General features: G+C 61.3%; 18 protein-coding genes. 9 read left to right on the top strand and 9 right to left on the bottom strand.

The window, feature by feature from the left end; all coding sequences use genetic code 11:
- The first annotated feature begins 72 nt into the window (after positions 1–72).
- The 5 genes from PBDP_RS03165 (at position 73) to PBDP_RS03185 (ending at position 5,466) form a co-directional block, all read left to right on the top strand.
- Positions 73–987, top strand: a complete 915-nt coding sequence (locus PBDP_RS03165) for an ABC transporter permease subunit (protein WP_042732182.1) — start codon at positions 73–75, stop codon at positions 985–987.
- A 2-nt stretch (positions 988–989) separates the two neighbouring features.
- Positions 990–2,270, top strand: a complete 1,281-nt coding sequence (gene livM, locus PBDP_RS03170) for a high-affinity branched-chain amino acid ABC transporter permease LivM (RefSeq protein ID WP_163855533.1) — start codon at positions 990–992, stop codon at positions 2,268–2,270.
- Positions 2,267–3,139, top strand: coding sequence for an ABC transporter ATP-binding protein (locus PBDP_RS03175; protein WP_109752188.1), 873 nt, complete (start codon positions 2,267–2,269; stop codon positions 3,137–3,139). Before livM ends, PBDP_RS03175 begins: the two co-directional genes overlap by 4 nt.
- The gene (locus tag PBDP_RS03180; protein ID WP_018606262.1) at positions 3,136–3,852 is read left to right on the top strand and encodes an ABC transporter ATP-binding protein; all 717 of its coding nucleotides are present in this window, start codon (positions 3,136–3,138) and stop codon (positions 3,850–3,852) included. Before PBDP_RS03175 ends, PBDP_RS03180 begins: the two co-directional genes overlap by 4 nt.
- 849 nt (positions 3,853–4,701) lie before the next feature.
- Positions 4,702–5,466: an SDR family oxidoreductase gene (locus PBDP_RS03185; protein WP_212801804.1), complete on the top strand. Its 765-nt coding sequence runs from the start codon at positions 4,702–4,704 to the stop codon at positions 5,464–5,466.
- Between the two features lie 159 nt (positions 5,467–5,625).
- On the opposite strand, the gene PBDP_RS03190 is transcribed toward PBDP_RS03185, so the two are convergent.
- The 7 genes from PBDP_RS03190 to PBDP_RS03220 form a co-directional block, all read right to left on the bottom strand.
- Complete coding sequence (locus PBDP_RS03190; RefSeq protein WP_212801805.1) at positions 5,626–6,759, bottom strand: AGE family epimerase/isomerase; 1,134 nt, start codon at positions 6,757–6,759, stop codon at positions 5,626–5,628.
- Positions 6,760–6,938: 179 nt separating this feature from the next.
- A complete protein-coding gene (locus PBDP_RS03195; RefSeq protein ID WP_109752191.1) occupies positions 6,939–7,511 on the bottom strand; it encodes a HupE/UreJ family protein in 573 nt (190 codons plus the stop codon).
- Between the two features lie 31 nt (positions 7,512–7,542).
- Positions 7,543–8,157, bottom strand: a complete 615-nt coding sequence (ureG, locus tag PBDP_RS03200) for an urease accessory protein UreG (RefSeq protein ID WP_003197309.1) — start codon at positions 8,155–8,157, stop codon at positions 7,543–7,545.
- A 9-nt stretch (positions 8,158–8,166) separates the two neighbouring features.
- On the bottom strand, positions 8,167–8,841 hold the full coding sequence (locus PBDP_RS03205; protein ID WP_116834055.1) for an urease accessory protein UreF: 675 nt from the start codon (positions 8,839–8,841) through the stop codon (positions 8,167–8,169).
- Entirely contained in the window at positions 8,838–9,338 is a 501-nt protein-coding gene (gene ureE, locus PBDP_RS03210; RefSeq protein WP_063323158.1) for an urease accessory protein UreE, read from the bottom strand. Before ureE ends, PBDP_RS03205 begins: the two co-directional genes overlap by 4 nt.
- Before the next feature lie 208 nt (positions 9,339–9,546).
- Positions 9,547–10,179: a TetR family transcriptional regulator gene (locus PBDP_RS03215; RefSeq protein ID WP_109752193.1), complete on the bottom strand. Its 633-nt coding sequence runs from the start codon at positions 10,177–10,179 to the stop codon at positions 9,547–9,549.
- A gap of 156 nt (positions 10,180–10,335) precedes the next feature.
- Positions 10,336–10,803, bottom strand: coding sequence for a hypothetical protein (locus tag PBDP_RS03220; protein ID WP_116834056.1), 468 nt, complete (start codon positions 10,801–10,803; stop codon positions 10,336–10,338).
- A 377-nt stretch (positions 10,804–11,180) separates the two neighbouring features.
- Between PBDP_RS03220 and PBDP_RS03225 the strand changes: the two genes are divergently transcribed.
- Entirely contained in the window at positions 11,181–13,256 is a 2,076-nt protein-coding gene (locus PBDP_RS03225) for an AsmA family protein (RefSeq protein WP_109752195.1), read from the top strand.
- 119 nt (positions 13,257–13,375) lie between these two features.
- Here the strand turns inward: PBDP_RS03225 and PBDP_RS03230 are convergent, their stop codons facing one another.
- Positions 13,376–13,906: a ferritin-like domain-containing protein gene (locus PBDP_RS03230; protein ID WP_109752196.1), complete on the bottom strand. Its 531-nt coding sequence runs from the start codon at positions 13,904–13,906 to the stop codon at positions 13,376–13,378.
- 57 nt (positions 13,907–13,963) lie between these two features.
- Entirely contained in the window at positions 13,964–14,905 is a 942-nt protein-coding gene (locus tag PBDP_RS03235) for a LysR substrate-binding domain-containing protein (RefSeq protein ID WP_116834057.1), read from the bottom strand.
- 137 nt (positions 14,906–15,042) lie between these two features.
- Between PBDP_RS03235 and PBDP_RS03240 the strand changes: the two genes are divergently transcribed.
- From PBDP_RS03240 to PBDP_RS03250, 3 genes are all read left to right on the top strand, one after another.
- On the top strand, positions 15,043–15,681 hold the full coding sequence (locus PBDP_RS03240; protein ID WP_212801806.1) for an FMN-dependent NADH-azoreductase: 639 nt from the start codon (positions 15,043–15,045) through the stop codon (positions 15,679–15,681).
- A 130-nt stretch (positions 15,682–15,811) separates the two neighbouring features.
- Positions 15,812–16,702 carry an esterase/lipase family protein gene (locus PBDP_RS03245; RefSeq protein WP_109752199.1) on the top strand — a complete coding sequence of 297 codons (891 nt, stop codon included), beginning with the start codon at positions 15,812–15,814 and terminating at the stop codon, positions 16,700–16,702.
- A 210-nt stretch (positions 16,703–16,912) separates the two neighbouring features.
- Positions 16,913–17,203, top strand: a complete 291-nt coding sequence (locus PBDP_RS03250; RefSeq protein ID WP_116834059.1) for a PsiF family protein — start codon at positions 16,913–16,915, stop codon at positions 17,201–17,203.
- Positions 17,204–17,248 lie beyond the last annotated feature (45 nt).

The following is a 17,248-nucleotide window of genomic DNA, read 5'->3' on the forward strand; positions in this document are numbered from 1 at the left end:
GTACATCTGTATTTTCCTTAGAAGAACCGCACACCCCAGGGTGTGCAGGTTCTCACTGCGTGAGATTGCGTTATGGATGGTATTTTCCTGCAGCAACTGATCAATGGCCTGACCCTCGGGTCGGTCTATGGTCTGATCGCCATCGGCTACACAATGGTCTACGGCATCATCGGCATGATCAACTTCGCCCATGGCGAGGTTTACATGATTTCCGCTTACCTCGCGGCAATCAGTCTGGCTCTGCTGGCTTACTTCGGTATCGAATCCTTTCCGCTTATGATCCTCGGCACTCTCGTGTTCACGGTCGTGGTCACCGGGGTTTATGGCTGGGTCATCGAACGCGTCGCCTATAAACCCCTGCGCAACTCGACCCGGCTGGCACCGCTGATCAGTGCCATCGGCATTTCGCTGATCCTGCAGAACTACGCGCAGATCAGCCAGGGCGCCCGCCAACAGGGCGTGCCGACACTGCTCGAAGGCGCCATGCGCGTCGACATCGGCAGCGGCTTCGTCCAGCTCACCTACACCAAGATTTTCATCCTGGTTGCCGCATTCGCCGGGATGGCCTTGCTGACCTACATCATCAAGTACACCAAGCTCGGGCGCATGTGCCGCGCCACCCAGCAAGACCGCAAGATGGCGTCGATCCTGGGGATCAACACCGACCGGGTGATTTCCTACGTGTTCATCATCGGTGCAGCCATGGCGGCCCTGGCCGGTGTGCTGATCACCATGAACTACGGCACGTTCGACTTCTATGCCGGCTTCATCATCGGCATCAAGGCGTTCACCGCGGCGGTACTCGGAGGTATCGGCTCCCTGCCTGGGGCGATGCTTGGCGGGATCATCCTCGGGATCTCCGAGTCGCTGTTCTCCGGTCTGATCAACTCTGACTACAAAGACGTGTTCAGTTTCTCGCTGCTGGTGCTGATTCTGATTTTCCGTCCCCAAGGCCTGTTGGGTCGCCCACTCGTGGCGAAGGTATAAGTATGTCTGCTGCCAATAAACCGATTGATATCAAAAAGAGCGTCATCGACGCGATCCTGGCCGGCCTGATCTCGCTGATCGTGTTCGGGCCGATTGTCGGCGTGGTGCTCGACGGCTACAGCTTCAACCTGCAACCGGCCCGCGTCGGCTGGCTGGTGGCGATCGTGATGATCGGGCGCTTTGCCTTGAGCCTGTTCCTGCAAACACCCAAGGGCCTGAAGGTGCTCCAGGGGTTCGAAAGCACTGGTTCCGGCGTGCATGTACTGCCACCGGACTACAAGTCGAACCTGCGCTGGATCATCCCGGCGCTGATCGTGATTGCCATCGTGTTTCCGTTCTTTGCCAACAAATATGTGCTCACGGTGGTCATCCTCGGGCTGATCTATGTGCTGTTGGGCCTGGGCCTGAACATCGTGGTTGGCCTGGCGGGGCTGCTCGACCTGGGTTACGTGGCGTTCTACGCCATCGGCGCCTATGGCCTGGCGCTGGGCTATCAATACCTGGGGCTGGGTTTCTGGACGGTGCTGCCGCTGGCGGCCATTACGGCGGCGATGGCCGGGTGCATACTGGGTTTTCCTGTGTTGCGAATGCACGGTGACTACCTGGCCATCGTGACCTTGGGCTTCGGGGAAATCATTCGCCTGGTGCTCAACAACTGGCTGTCGTTCACCGGCGGACCGAACGGCATGCCTGTGCCTTCGCCGACCTTTTTCGGCCTGGAGTTCGGTCGAAGGGCGAAAGATGGCGGGGTGCCGTTCCATGAGTTCTTCGGCATCGATTACAACCCGAACCTGAAATTCCTGTTCATCTACATCGTGCTGTTCATCGTTGTGCTGCTGGTGCTCTACATCAAGCATCGCCTGACCCGCATGCCAGTCGGGCGTGCCTGGGAGGCCCTGCGCGAGGATGAAATCGCTTGCCGCTCCATGGGCCTGAACCATGTGCTGGTCAAGCTCTCGGCCTTCACTATTGGCGCGTCCACGGCGGGCCTGGCCGGGGTGTTCTTCGCCAGTTACCAGGGCTTCGTCAACCCGGCGTCGTTCACCTTCTTCGAGTCGGCGCTGATCCTGGCAATCGTGGTGCTGGGGGGCATGGGCTCGACAGTCGGCGTGGTGATTGCCGCGTTCGTGCTCACCGTGGCCCCGGAGCTGCTGCGCAGTTTCTCTGAATACCGGGTGCTACTGTTCGGCGTACTGATGGTGTTGATGATGATCTGGCGCCCGCGCGGCCTGATCCGTATCAGCCGTACCGGTGTGACGCCGCGCAAGGGGGTAGCGCCATGAGCGAAGTCGTACTCAAAGTTGAAAACCTGATGATGCAGTTCGGCGGCATCAAGGCCCTCAGCGATGTCAGCCTACAAGTCAAACGCAACTCGATCTTCGCCCTGATCGGCCCCAACGGCGCGGGCAAGACCACGGTGTTCAACTGCCTGACCGGTTTCTACAAGGCCTCGGGCGGCAAGATCGAACTCAACGTGCGTGGCGAGCGAACCAACGTCATCAAGCTGTTGGGCGAAGCGTTTCGCCCAACCGACTTCGTGTCGCCGAAATCCTTCGCCAGCCGGCTGTACTACAAGATGTTCGGCGGCACCCACCTGGTGAACCGCGCCGGCCTGGCGCGCACTTTCCAGAACATTCGCCTGTTCAAGGAAATGTCGGTGCTGGAAAACCTCCTGGTCGCCCAGCACATGTGGGTCAACCGCAGCCTGGTGGCGGGCATCCTCAACACCAAGGGCTACCGCAAGGCTGAAAGCGACGCCCTGGACCATGCGTTCTACTGGCTGGAAGTGGTGGACCTGGTGGATTGTGCCAACCGCCTCGCCGGGGAGCTTTCCTATGGCCAGCAGCGGCGCCTGGAAATCGCCCGGGCCATGTGCACCCGCCCGCAGATCATCTGCCTCGATGAACCGGCCGCCGGCCTCAACCCTCAGGAAACCGAAGCGCTGAGCGCGATGATCCGGCTGCTGCGTGACGAGCATGATCTGACCGTGGTGCTGATCGAACACGACATGGGCATGGTAATGAGCATTTCCGACCACATCGTGGTGCTGGACCACGGCAACGTGATCGCCGAGGGCGGTCCCGAGGCGATCCGCAACGATCCGAAGGTGATCGCGGCCTACCTGGGTGCCGATGAAGAGGAACTGGTATGAGTGGACCTATCCTCGAACTCAAGGAACTGGATGTGTTCTACGGGCCGATCCAGGCCCTGAAAAAAGTCTCGATGCACATTGGCGAAGGCGAGACCGTGAGCCTGATCGGCTCCAACGGGGCCGGCAAGTCCACGCTGCTGATGTCGATCTTCGGCCAGCCACGTGCGGCAGGCGGGCAGATCATCTACCAAGGCGTGGACATCACCCACAAGTCGTCGCACTACATTGCCTCCAACGGCATTGCGCAGTCGCCGGAAGGGCGGCGGGTCTTCCCCGACATGACCGTCGAGGAAAACCTGCTGATGGGCACCATCCCCATTGGTGACAAATACGCCAGCGAAGACATGCAGCGCATGTTCGAGCTGTTTCCACGGCTCAAGGAGCGGCGCAACCAGCGGGCCATGACCATGTCCGGTGGCGAGCAGCAAATGCTCGCCATCGCCCGGGCATTGATGAGCCGGCCAAAGTTGTTGCTGCTCGATGAGCCGAGCCTGGGGCTGGCACCGATCGTGGTGAAACAGATCTTCGCCACCCTGCGTGAGCTGGCCTCCACCGGGATGACCATCTTCCTGGTGGAGCAGAACGCCAACCACGCCCTCAGGCTGTCGGACCGGGCCTATGTGATGGTCAACGGCGAAATCCGCCTGACCGGCACGGGCAAGGAACTGCTGGCCAACGAGGAAGTGCGCAACGCGTATCTGGGCGGGCACTGAGGCGGGTACAGCAATAACAAAACCCGGCGAGTGATCGCCGGGTTTTTTTATTCTTCAACCCACCGAAAACCCCTGTGGGAGCGGGCTTGCTCGCGAAAGCGGAGTGCCGGGGACGTCAATGTTGACTGACCCGCCACCTTCGCGAGCAAGCCCGCTCCCACAATGGGATTTTGGCTGTGCCGAAGAATTGTGGACAACAATCCTGAGCCCCTGCGAAACCGCGACATAAAGTCGCCGCAAACAGTTGTTTTGTCACGGTTTTGACTTGTCCCCGTTTGCTGTGGAACTGGCTGTGGGTAACGTGGGAGTAGCTGGCTGCAAGCCTTTGAATACGTGGCTTGCAGGGCTGTGGTTATTTTTTGATCAGGTGTTTTTGGTCAAGCTCAAGGAGCTGTTGTCAACACTTTTATGGGCGCTGCAATGGGCTCGAAATTCTGCGGGCAAGCCTGTGGATAAGTCTGTGATTAAACTCTGGAAAGACCGCGCTGAGGGCCGTCGTTACTGGCTTGGAGCCATCGCCCACCGAGTGTCGGCTTATAGCAGATAAATTGCGTTGCACAACGTTACTTGCAGGGTCAAGCGAAAAAAATTTCCAAATACCTCGCAAAGCCTTATGCACAGCGGCTTGCGGGATTTGCACTTGCCCCCGATTACTGTGGACGTGCCTGTGGATAAGATGCGGGCAACCGGCTGCGGGCCTTGTTGGACAAGGCCTTGCCTGGATTGGATGTTTTATGAGCAGTTGTGGGGCAACGCGCGTGTGCAAGCCTTGCTCCCAGCGTGCCAGGCCGGGCATGCTGTGTGCCGTTTCCATTCAACGGCTTTTGAAGTTCAAACAAGGAGAACACGATGTCTGACACCCTGTTTATCACCGGCGCGACGTCCGGTTTTGGTGAAGCCTGTGCCCGTCGTTTTGCCGAGGCCGGTTGGAAACTGGTGCTGACCGGTCGTCGTGAAGAACGCCTCAATGCTCTCTGTACCGAGTTGTCGAAGCAGACCGAAGTCCATGGTCTGGTCCTGGACGTGCGTGATCGCAAGGCCATGGAAGAGGCAATCGCCAACCTGCCGCCGTCCTTCGCCAAATTGCGCGGGCTGATCAACAACGCCGGCCTGGCCCTGGGCGTCGACCCGGCGCCCAAGTGTGATCTCGATGACTGGGACACCATGGTCGACACCAATGTGAAAGGGCTGATCTATAGCACTCGCCTGCTGCTGCCGCGCCTGATCGCCCACGGCCGAGGGGCCGGGATCGTCAACCTGGGTTCCATCGCCGGCAACTACCCGTATCCGGGCAGCCACGTGTATGGCGCGAGCAAGGCGTTCGTCAAACAGTTTTCCCTGAACCTGCGTTGCGACTTGCAAGGCACGGGCGTGCGGGTGAGCAATATTGAGCCAGGCCTGTGCGAAAGCGAGTTTTCCCTGGTGCGCTTCGGTGGCGACCAGGAGCGCTACAACGCCACCTACGCCGGTGCCGAGCCGATCCAGCCACAGGACATCGCCGATACGATTTTCTGGGTGCTCAACACTCCCGCGCACATCAACATCAACAGCCTGGAGCTGATGCCGGTGAGCCAGACCTGGGCTGGTTTCGCCATTGAGCGCAACAAAACATAAGACCGCGTTATCGTTCATCGCGGGCAAGCCTTGCTCCCACAGGTTTTGATTCATTTCTGGGAAATAGGGCTGTTCCCACAGGCTTGATCTATCCCTGGGGGGGCAGGGCTGCTCAAATCCCTGTGGGAGCAAGGCTTGCCCGCGATAGCGGTTTGCCAATCAGCCTAGATAATCGGCCAGCCCGCGATAGCAGGTCAGCAGGTGATACGGCGTGGTGGACGGCATGTCCCGACGGCTGACCATGCCATCGGCGTCCAGGCATTCGTTCCAGCCCTTGGCATGCAGGAAATGCTGTTGCAACGCCCGTAGTTGAGACAACAAAGTCCCTTCGCTTCCCGAACGCAATGTCAGCGCCCGCAAGTATTCCGCCTGAGCCCAGATTCGTTGGGTGGCATCGCGTGGGCCTGCTTGTGGCTCCAGGTCCAGCATCGCGCACACCGCACCGGAGTCCGGCTCGACGCCGCGTTGTTCGGTATGGCCGAAGCTGTGTTCCAGGGCGGTGTGCAACTTGCCGTTGCGCAACAGGGGCGATGAGGCCAGCAAGTAATACCATTCGAACTGGTGACCTGGCTCGAACCAGTTATCCACAGCCTTGAGTGGTTTTTCCATCATGACCCGTTGCTGCGGTTCGATGAAATGCTTGGCCATCCCGTCGCACAGGCTCAGCAACGCTTGGCGGACGTTGGCGTCTTCGCGGACCGCGAGGGTGGCGAGGAACGCTTCGGCCAGGTGCATCAACGGGTTTTGCAACGGGCCGGATCCGCTCGTCGACCAGTCGCGCTTGAGGCTGGCTTCGTAGAGGCCGTCTGCACTGGCAAAGCGCTGGGCAATGACCTCCAGGCTGGCGTTGAGCACCGATTCCACCAGCGGTTCGCGAACCTTGCCCCAGTAATGGGCGCAGGCGAACAGGATAAAGGCGTGGGTGTAAAGGTCCTTGCTGGTGTCCAGCGGTGTGCCCTGCGGGTCGATGCTGTAGAACCAGCCGCCATGTTCGGCATCGTGGAAGTGCCGTTGCAACGAGCGGAACAATGCGCTGGCCCGCTCCTCGGCCTGGGGCACTTCGCCAATCAGGCTGGCGAACACATACAACTGCCGTGCACAGGCCATGGCGCGGTAGCGCTGGGGCGGCAGCGGCGCATGCCTGGCATCCAGGGATTCGTAGGGCAACGCCAGTTCGGCATTCCAGCCCGGGCCTTGCCACATTGGCACGATCACCTCGTGAAAATGCTCACGCACCGTGGCGAACAGGGCGGTCAATTCAGGCTGGGGGGCGGGGCGGGAAGCATCAGGCATTGGCGGACGTCGTCACGGCTGGGGGCGATTGCGCGACATGGTAGCAGAGTGGCAGGCCCGAGAGATGAGGGGCCTGCGAGTCCGCCATCGCGAGCAGGCTCGCTCCCACAGGGTATGGTGTACACCGATTAATGTGGGAGCGAGCCTGCTCGCGATGAGGCCTTAACGGGCGCTTGAAATCAACCGGCCAACAACCAAACCCCGGTCGCCGCAGAAGCCGCCCCAGCCAACCGAACCAATGGCGCCGCCGCTCGTGGCATCACCCGCACCAGGGCAAAACCTGCGCCGTGCAGCGCCGCCGTGGCCGCGACGAACCCTGCCGCATAGGCCCAGGGGCTCGACATGTCTGGCAGTTCCAGGCCATGGGCCACGCCATGGAACAGCGCAAACAGTGCCGTCGCGCCGATTGCCAGGCTCAACGGCGGACGCACGGCCAGTGCCACCGCCAGGCCCAGGGCGAGCACCGAGGCGGCGATCCCGCCTTCCAGCGCCGGCAGCGCCAGGCCTTCAAAGCCCAGCAGGCCGCCGAGCAGCATCGTGCCGACGAAGGTGCACGGCAGCGCCCAGCGTGCGGCACCCTGTTGTTGTGCGGCCCATAAGCCGACCGCGAGCATCGCCAGCAAATGGTCGAGCCCGCCGATGGGGTGGCCGAGGCCGGCGATCAGACCGTTGTCGCCGTGGCCGGGATGGGCGAAGGCCAGGGCTGGGGTCAGTAGCAGGGCGAGGGCGCCGAGGATACGTTTGAAGGTCATGGATAGGCTTCCTTGTGGTCAGTCGGAAAGATCAGGCGGCGGTCAGCAGGCCCTGGCGTTCGATGAAGGCGATGATGTCGTCCAGGCCCTGGCCGGTCTTCTGGTTGCTGAACACGAAGGGCTTGCCGTTGCGCATCCGCCGGGTGTCGCTGTCCATCATTTCCAGGGACGCGCCCACCAGCGGTGCCAGGTCGATTTTGTTGATCACCAGCAGGTCTGATTTGCAGATGCCCGGTCCGCCCTTGCGCGGCAGCTTGTCGCCGGCCGAGACGTCGATCACATAGATCGTCAGGTCCGACAGCTCGGGGCTGAAGGTCGCTGATAGGTTGTCACCGCCCGATTCCACCAGGATCAGGTCCAGGCCCGGGAAGCGTCGATTCAACTGATCCACCGCCTCAAGGTTGATCGACGCATCTTCGCGAATCGCCGTGTGCGGGCAGCCGCCGGTTTCCACGCCGATGATCCGCTCCGGCGCCAGGGCCTCGTTGCGTACCAGGAAATCGGCGTCTTCGCGGGTGTAGATGTCGTTGGTGACCACCGCCAGGTTGTAGCGTTCACGCAGGGCCAGGCACAGGGCCAAGGTCAGGGCGGTCTTGCCGGAACCCACCGGGCCGCCGATACCGACGCGCAGAGGTTGTGTATTCATGGGTGTCTCCTAGGAACGGAACAGACGGCTGTACTGGCGCTCATGGGCCATGCACGCCAGGGACAGGCCAAACGCGGCGCTGCCGTAATGATCGGGATCGAGGTTCGAGGCGTTGTGCTGGGCCTGTTGCAACAGCGGCAGCAGTTCGCTGGTCAGGCGCTGGGCGGCTTGCTGGCCCAGGGGCAGGGTTTTCATCAGCACTGCCAGTTGGTTTTCCAGCCAACTCCACAGCCAGGCGGCGAGGGCGTCCTGGGGGGCGATATGCCAGGCGCGGGCGGCCAGGGCCCAGCACAATGCCAGGTGCGGCTCGCTGCGTTGTTCCAGAAAGCCCCGTGCGGTGGCGTCGAGCTCCGGCAGGCCGGCGAGCAGTTGCTGCAACGAGTAGCCCATTTGCCGGCTTTCCTGATACAGCTCACGGGTTTCCCGGCTGGCGCGGTGCGCTTCACAATGTTGCAGCAGCGCGTCCCAATCGTCAGCGGCTGCTGCGGTGCAGTGAGCCAGCAACAAGGGCGCTTCGAAGCGGGCCAGGTTCAGCAGCAATTGATCGCTGATCCAGCGACGTGCGTCGTCGGGATTTTTTACTTGGCCGTTGTCCACCGCCATCTCCAGCCCTTGGGAATAGCTGTAGCCGCCAATTGGCAACTGTGGGCTGGCCAGACGCAGCAGCGCCCAGGCCGGGTTCATGTGCGCACGCCGAATTGATGCAGGCGTGGCGCGTAGTTGAAATCTTCGTCGCCGTGCCGGGAATGATGATGGCCGCCACCATAGGCGCCGTGTTCCGGTTGGAACGGCGCTTCGATGGATTCGGCGCGGGCCCCCAGTTGTTCGAGCATCGCCTTGAGTACGTAATCGTCCAACAGGCGCAACCAGCCGTCGCCCACTTGCAGGGCGACATGACGATTGCCCAGGTGATAGGCGGCGCGGGTCAGTTCGAACGCGTTGGCGCAGGTGACATGCAGCAATTGCTCGGCGCGGGCACAGACGCGCACGATGCGACCGTCTTCGGCTTGCAGGCATTCGCCGTCGTATAACGGCGGCTGGCCTCGCTCAAGGAACAACCCCACGTCTTCACCCTCGGCACTGAAACAGCGCAGGCGGCTTTTGCTGCGGGCGTCGAAGGTCAGGTGCAACTCGGCGTCCCAGCGCGGTTGAGTGTCGATTCTGCGGTGAATCACCAGCATCGGAGTGCTTCCAGCAATGAACAGTGCTGTGTTTAGAGCAAGGGGCTTGCCAATCGAAGGAGGTGTAGGAAATAGCTGGGATGGCGTTTCAGGATGGGGCGGATTGCGTGCCATATTGGTGCGTGTCCGGATATTGCGCACCATTTTGCGACTGACACAAAAAGAACCTGTGGGAGCGAGCTTGCTCCCACAGTGGGTACATCGGGGTTCATTCGGTACTGCCCAGCCCTTGCCAATGCTTGAGGCCGATAAAGATGAACCGCAGTTGCTGGGTAATCTTCGCCTGGGGCGTGAGGTGTTCGGGGAGCGCGTGAGCGGGTGGGTCGATGATGTCCGGCAGGGTGGCGAACACGCTCTTGACGATGAGGTCGGCCATCACCCCCAGGGCTGCGAGGTCCAGGTGCTGCAGCTTGGGCATCAAGGCCAGGTCGGCAGCCAGGTCCGAGCTGATGTCTTCGCGCAGTTGGGCGATGGCCTGGCGCACCGGCAGGGAGCCGCCGTATTGCTCGCGGGCCAGGAACAGGAACTGTGAGCGGTTGGCCTGCACCACATCGAGAAAGATCCGCACTGAGGCATCGATAATGCCGCCCATGACGAATTCGTTGTGGCGTACCAGGCGGATGGTTTCGCGAAAGGTCTGGCCGACTTCGCAGACCAGTGCCAGGCCCAGTTGGTCCATGTCGTCGAAGTGCCGGTAGAATCCGGTGGGCACGATGCCTGCCGTCCTGGCAACTTCCCGCAGGCTCAGGCTACCGAATCCCCGGCCACACTCCATCAAATGGCGGGCTGCATCCATCAGGGCAATTCGGGTCTGTTGTTTCTGTTCGGCGCGGGGCAGCATCGCAAGCTGACTTCTGATTCATGGGAGCGACGCACTCTAGCAAATCGGCTTTGCCAACGTCGAACGGTAGAGAGGGATCGATTGGGGAAAACGAAGGGCTTGAAAAGTCAAAAGCCCGATTGGAGGAATCGGGCTTTTTTCCGGGCCACCATGGGCTCAGCTCACTGCACTGTTGCGTTCGATCACGCGGTCACCACCGTCTGCTGCCAAGGCTTCGCCCAGTGGGGTGCGGTCAGAACCACCTTCGGCCAGGGTTTCGCCCAGTGGAGTGCGATCGGAACCGTCAGCTGCCAGGGTCTGGCCCTGTGGGGTGCGATCGGAACCGTCGGCTGCGAGGGTCTGGCCTTGTGGGGTGCGATCGGAACCGTCGGCTGCTAGGGTCTGGCCTTGTGGGGTGCGGTCGGAACCGTCGGCTGCGAGGGTCTGGCCTTGTGGCGTACGGTCGGAACCATCTTGAACCAGGCCTTTTTCTTCCAGGCGATCACGACCACCTTCAGCAACCGTCTGGCTGTAGACAGAGTGGCTGTCCTTGACCTGTGGCGTGGCTTGTTCGGAAGCTGGCAGTGCGAAAGCAGTAGAGGCCAGCAGTGAAAGGGACAGGCTCATCAGTAATTGGCGTTTCATGATCGTTGCTCCTTGGGAGGGCGATAAAGTGGGTACGAGGGCAATGCTACTCTCGATAAGTCGATATAAAAGTTCATAAAGACAATGGTAATAATCAACGGAATTGATTGTTTGCGCGGAAGGCTCTAGAACGGGCTTTTCCGAGGTGCGGTTTTGCACTGTCGTGGGTATTTTGTACCCATCGACGCCTCGCAAATGTGCGGGTGCGGTAACAGTTTGTTGGCTGGTTGGTCAGGATCCTGGCTTTTTTTGCGCCGTTCATCGGCACCTGTGGGCCGTTCTACCAGTCCAACCCTTTATAACGAACCGACTGCAGGTTCGTGTTTCCAAGGCGTCGCGATTGCGAGACGCTGATTTGTTCATCAGGAGCCTTGTGCATGACGCGCACCTCGAAAATCCTCGCCTGGAGCTTTGCCAGCCTTGTTGTCCTGCTGGCGGTGCTGGTCCTGGTCATCGCTTTCTTCGACTGGAACCGCATAAAGCCCACGCTCAATGCCAAGGTTTCCGAGGAACTGCATCGCCCCTTCGCTATCAACGGCAACCTGGCGGTGGCTTGGCAGCGTGAGCCAGAGGAAGGGGGTTGGCGAGCCTGGTTGCCCTGGCCCCATGTGGTGGCCGAGGACTTGAGCCTGGGTAACCCGGACTGGTCGAAAACCCCGCAAATGGTCACGCTCAAGCGTGTTGAATTGCGTATTTCGCCCCTGGCGCTGCTGGCCCGACGGGTGGCGATCCCGCGCATTGACCTGACTGAACCCGACGCCAACCTGCAACGCCTGGCCGACGGGCGCGCCAACTGGATCTTCCAGTTCGACCCGAAAGACCCGGACGCCGAGCCGTCCAGCTGGGCGGTGGACATTGGCGCCATCGGCTTCGACAAAGGCCATGTCATCCTTGATGACCAGACGCTCAAGACCCGCCTCGACCTATTGATCGACCCGCTGGGCAAACCCATCCCGTTCAGCGATATCGTCGGTGACAAGGCCGCGAAAAAAGCCCAGGACCAAGGTGCGACACCGCAGGACTACGCGTTCGCCTTCAAGGTCACCGGGCAGTATCATGGGCAAAGCCTGAGCGGCTCCGGCAAGGTCGGCGGCTTGCTGGCCTTGCAGGATGCATCACGACCCTTTCCACTCCAGGCCCAGGCGAAGATCGCCGATACCCGCGTCGAACTGGCTGGCACCCTGACCGACCCGATGAACCTCGGGGCCCTGGATTTGCGTCTGAAACTGGCCGGCAACAGCCTGGCTCATCTCTACCCGCTGACCGGCGTGACCCTGCCGGATTCGCCGCCTTATGCCACCGATGGCCGCTTGATTGCCAAGTTGCATGAGCCGGGTGGGGCGCTGTTTCGCTATGAGGCGTTCAACGGCAAGATCGGCGACAGCGATATCCACGGTGACTTGGCCTACGTCGCCAGCCAGCCCAGGCCGAAACTCAGTGGCGCACTGGTCTCCAATCAACTGCTGTTCAGCGACCTGGCGCCGCTGATCGGTGCTGACTCCAATACCGAGCAAAAGGCCCGGGGCGGCGCCAGCAAGCAGCCGGCCGACAAGGTCTTGCCCGTGGAAGAGTTTCGCACCGAGCGCTGGAGCGTGATGGACGCCGATGTGGAGTTCACCGGCAAGCGCATTGTCCATAGCGAACAGTTGCCGTTCACCGACCTTTACACCCATCTGGTGCTCAACGATGGGCAGTTGAGCCTTGAGCCCCTGCGCTTCGGCGTGGCTGGTGGCCGGCTCGATGCACAGATCCGCCTGAACGGGCACACCCAGCCCCTTGAAGGCCAGGCGAAGTTGACGGCGCGTGGGTTCAAGCTCAAGCAGCTGTTTCCGGGTTTTGAGCCGATGAAAACCAGCTTCGGTGAATTGAACGGCGATGCCGATATCTCCGGACGCGGCAATTCGGTGGCGGCGTTGCTGGGCACTTCCAACGGCACACTGAAAATGCTCATCAACGATGGCGCCATCAGCCGGGAATTGATGGAACTGGCGGGGCTGAACGTTGGCAACTACGTGGTGGGGAAAATCTTTGGCGACAAGGAAGTGAAGATCAATTGTGCGGCGGCGGACTTCGACATCAAGACGGGCCTGGCAACCACACGCCTGTTCGTGTTCGACACCGAGAACGCGATCATCTACATCGACGGCACGGCGAACATGGCGAGTGAACAGCTGGACCTGACCATCACCCCCGAGTCCAAGGGCTGGCGCCTGATTTCCCTGCGCTCGCCATTGTACGTACGAGGCACGTTCGCCAAGCCCGCCGCCGGGGTCAAGGCGGTGCCGCTGATGCTGCGCGGTGCCGGGATGGTGGCATTGGGCGTGATCGCCGCACCGGCCGCCGGGTTGCTGGCACTGGTGGCGCCCAGCGGCGGTGAGCCGAACCAGTGCGCGCCGCTGCTAGAGCAGATGAAGGCGGGCAAGGCGCCGGTGACGGTCAAGCCCACTCGGTAGCCAAGTCTTGCAGTGAGGCTACTGGCCCTATCGCGAGCAGGCTCGCTCCCACACTGGATCGCATTCTTCCTGAAGAAACCCGATCAAATGTGGGAGCGAGCCTGCTCGCGATAGCGGTATCAGAGGTCGGCCAGAATGTCGGCCATATCATCGGCGTGCTCTTCTTCCTGGGCCAGGATGTCTTCGAAGATGCGTCGAGTGGTCGGGTCTTTTTCACCGATGTACTGGATGATTTCCCGGTAGCTGTCGATAGCGATCCGTTCGGCCACCAGGTCCTCGTACACCATTTCCTTGAGGGTGTTGCCCGCCACGTACTGGGCGTGGGAATTGCGGGTCAACAGGTCGGGGTTGAACTCCGGCTCGCCGCCCAGTTGCACGATGCGCTCGGCGAGTTTGTCGGCGTGCTCGGCTTCCTGGTTCGCGTGTTCGAGGAACTCGTTGGCCGCCACGCTGGCCTTGAGGCCGGCGGCCATGAAGTAGTGGCGCTTGTAACGCAGCACGCAGACCAGTTCGGTGGCCAGCGCTTCGTTGAGCAGGCGGATGACTTCTTGTCGATCGGCGCCGTAGCCTTCGGTCACTGCGCCATTCTGCACGTTCTGCCGTGCACGTTCGCGCAGGGTGGTTACATCGGATAAGTGCATGTCGCTCATCTCGTTCTCCTGGAGGCTGATCCGGTTTGGGCGTCACGCTCTGCTGGCGCGATCACTCTAAATGTGAGTGACGCGGTCCTGAAAAAGTTTTACCGAGTTTTTCAGCGCATGACCGGACAGCCGCGCTTCCTCTCCCAGCCACTGGAAGAATGCCCGCACCGGCGGATGGCGTTCGCGACCCGGGACGCACAGGGCACTGTAGCCGGCGCCATTGACCTGGACGTCCGGGCGATAGCCCACCAGCAAGCCGCTGGCGATGCTTTCGGACGCCAGGATATTGCTCGCCAGCACCAGGCCCTGCCCGGCAATCGCCGCTTGCAAGGCGTAATGCTCCTCATCGTACTCGCGCATGCATGGCTGTCGGGTCAGCCAGGTTTCCCCGGCCTGGGCGCACCAGGCATCCCAACCGTGGGCGTACAGCTTGGAGTTGTGCCAGCGCACGCTGATCAGCGTCGGCGCCTGCCGGGTCGCCAGGGCTACCTGCTCAGGCGAGCCATAGACCCCGAAGCTCTCATCGAACAGGCACATGCCGTACAGGTTCGGGTAGGCCTCCAGGCTGTAGCGCACCACCAGGTCGACGCTGGCGTCCTGATGCAGGTCGATCACTTCGCAATGGGTGTCCAGGCGCACGTTGATGTTCGGGTGCCGCGCATAAAACCGGCCCAGGCGAGGCACCAGCCACAGGGCGGCAAACGCGGCGGTGGTGGACAGGGTCAGGTGGGTGGTGCTGCGTTGCGGGCGCAGGGTGTCGACACTTTGCGCCACCTCCAGCAAGGCCCCGTGCAGGCTGTGGAACAAGCGTTGCCCACCCTCGGTGAGGCGTACCTGGCGCGGCAGGCGCTCGAATAGCATCAGCCCCAGCCAGCTCTCCAAGGCTCGAATCTGATGGGAGACCGCCGTCGGTGTCACCGACAACTCCGCCGCAGCCGCCTTGAAGCTGAGCAGCCGCGCAGCTGATTCGAAGGCGCGCAAGGCATTGAGCGGCAGGCTGGCGAACATCTGAACTCTCCTGAAAACACAATGGATGAAATTAATTCATCCAGATGAACTAGCGCTCATTTGTCTGGAAGCAGCCCTGGATATCAAGCTGCAAGGCACGAACAGTGTTGATTGTAGCTGCATAAAAGGAGATTCAGATGAGCAAGATTCTTGTAGTGCACGGTAGTCCTCGTGGTGAACGCTCCCATTCCCGGCGCCTGGCCGAGGCGTTTGTCTCGGCGTGGCAGGCTGCCCATCCACAGTCGCAATTGACCCGTCGCGAAGTCGGACGGACGGTGATCGCGCCGGTCAACGAAGCCTTCATCGCCGCGGCGTTCTACCCCGAGCCTCAGGAGCGACCATTGATCATGCAAGCGGACCTGGCCCTGAGCGATACCTTGGTCGAGGAGTTGCAAGCCCATGATCGACTGGTGATCTCCGCGCCCATGCACAACTTCAGCGTGCCCAGTGGCGTGAAGGCCTGGATCGACCAGATCGTGCGCATCGGGCTGACGTTCAACCACCGCCTGGATAACGGCGTGTCGCACTACGAGCCGTTGGTGTTGGGCAAGAAGGCGCTGATCGTGACCAGTCGCGGCGATTTTGGTTTCGGGCCCGGCGGCCAATTGGAGAGCATGAACCACGCTGATACGCTGTTGCGTACCGTGCTGGGGTTTATCGGTATCACCGATGTGACGGTGGCGGCGGCCGAAGGCGAAGAATCGGCCGAGCGCAGTTTTGCCTTGTCCTGTGCCGAGGCCGAGGAGCGCTTGCTGGCGTTGGCACGGACCTTTTGAGAAAAGCCTGCTGCACCGCCCAACGGGAGCAAGCGCTCACAGTTTCATGGCTCGCAAGTGACACGGGTGTCATAGACTGGTCATCATCGGTACCGATGCTGGACCACCTCTTGATCACAAGGATGTCGCCATGTCGCAACGCTGCGCCACTCGCTACCCGCTGGTGCTGGTCCCGGGCATGCTCGGGTTCATACGCCTGGTGCTGTACCCGTACTGGTATGGGATCGTCTCGGCGTTGCGTCGCGGCGGGGCGGTGGTCGTGGCGGTGAAGGTTTCGCCGCTGCATTCGTCCGAAGTTCGCGGCGAGCAATTGCTGGCGCGGATCGAGGAGATCCTGCGGCAAACCGGTGCGCAGAAAGTCAATTTGATCGGCCACAGCCAGGGCAGCCTCACCGCCCGCTATGCAGCTGCCAAGCGCCCGGACCTGGTGGCGTCGGTCACGTCGGTGGCCGGCACCAACCACGGTTCCGAGCTGGCTGATTACCTGCAACTCCACTATCCGGCCGACAGTGCCGGGGGGCGCGTGCTCAGTGCCGTGCTGCGACTGATCAACGCCCTGATGAGCCTGCTGGATACTGGTTATCGGGGGCCGAAGCTACCGGTGGATATCCACGCTTCCCATGCCTCCCTGACCACCGCCGGGGTAACGCTGTTCAACCAGCGTTATCCACAGGGCCTGCCGGTGACCTGGGGCGGGCATGGCCCGGAAGAAGTCAACGGCGTGCGCTATTACTCCTGGTCCGGCACCTTGCAACCGGGCAAGACCGATAAGGGGCGCAACCTGTTCGACGGCACCAACCGCAGTTGCCGTTTATTCGCCCGCACCTTTGTAAGGGAGGTAGGGCAATGCGACGGCATGGTCGGACGCTACAGCTCGCACTTGGGCACGGTCATCCGCGATGACTATCCGTTGGACCACTTCGATATCGTCAACCAGTCGCTGGGGCTGGTGGGCAAGGGGGCCGAGCCGATCCGGTTGTTTGTCGAGCATGCCGAGCGGTTGAAGGCTGCCGGGGTGTAGCTGGTTGGACCGCGTTGTCGTTCTTCGCGAGCAGGCTCGCTCCCACAGTTGATCGCATTCTTCCTGAAGAAACTCAGTCAACTGTGGGAGCGGGCTTGCTCGCGAAAGCGGCATATCAGGCACTGAGGATCAATCGGGTGAAGGTGTAACAGGCTTTGTCTACACTGCACTTCATCGCCGTACCCTCGTGCGGCAGCCAGGAGAAACACCATGAAGATGCTTCGTGTGCCTTTGTTGATGATTGGTTTGCTGCTGTGTTCCCAGGGCTTCGCCGCGACGGCGCAGCAGACCAAGATGACCACCTGCAACGCCGATGCCTCCGCCAAGGCGCTCAAGGGCGACGAGCGCAAGGCCTTCATGAGTAACTGCCTCAAGGCCACTCCTGCTGCGCCGAGCACGCCCCAGGAACGCATGAAGACCTGCAACGCCACGGCCACCACCCAGGCCCTGAAGGGCGATGCCCGCAAGGCGTTCATGAGTGATTGCCTGAAGAACAAGTAAGTGGCGCCTGCGGGGGGCCTCATCGCGAGCAGGCCCGCTCCCACA

The organism is Pseudomonas sp. St290 (assembly GCF_018325805.1).
Classification (GTDB): Bacteria; Pseudomonadota; Gammaproteobacteria; order Pseudomonadales; family Pseudomonadaceae; genus Aquipseudomonas; species Aquipseudomonas bijieensis.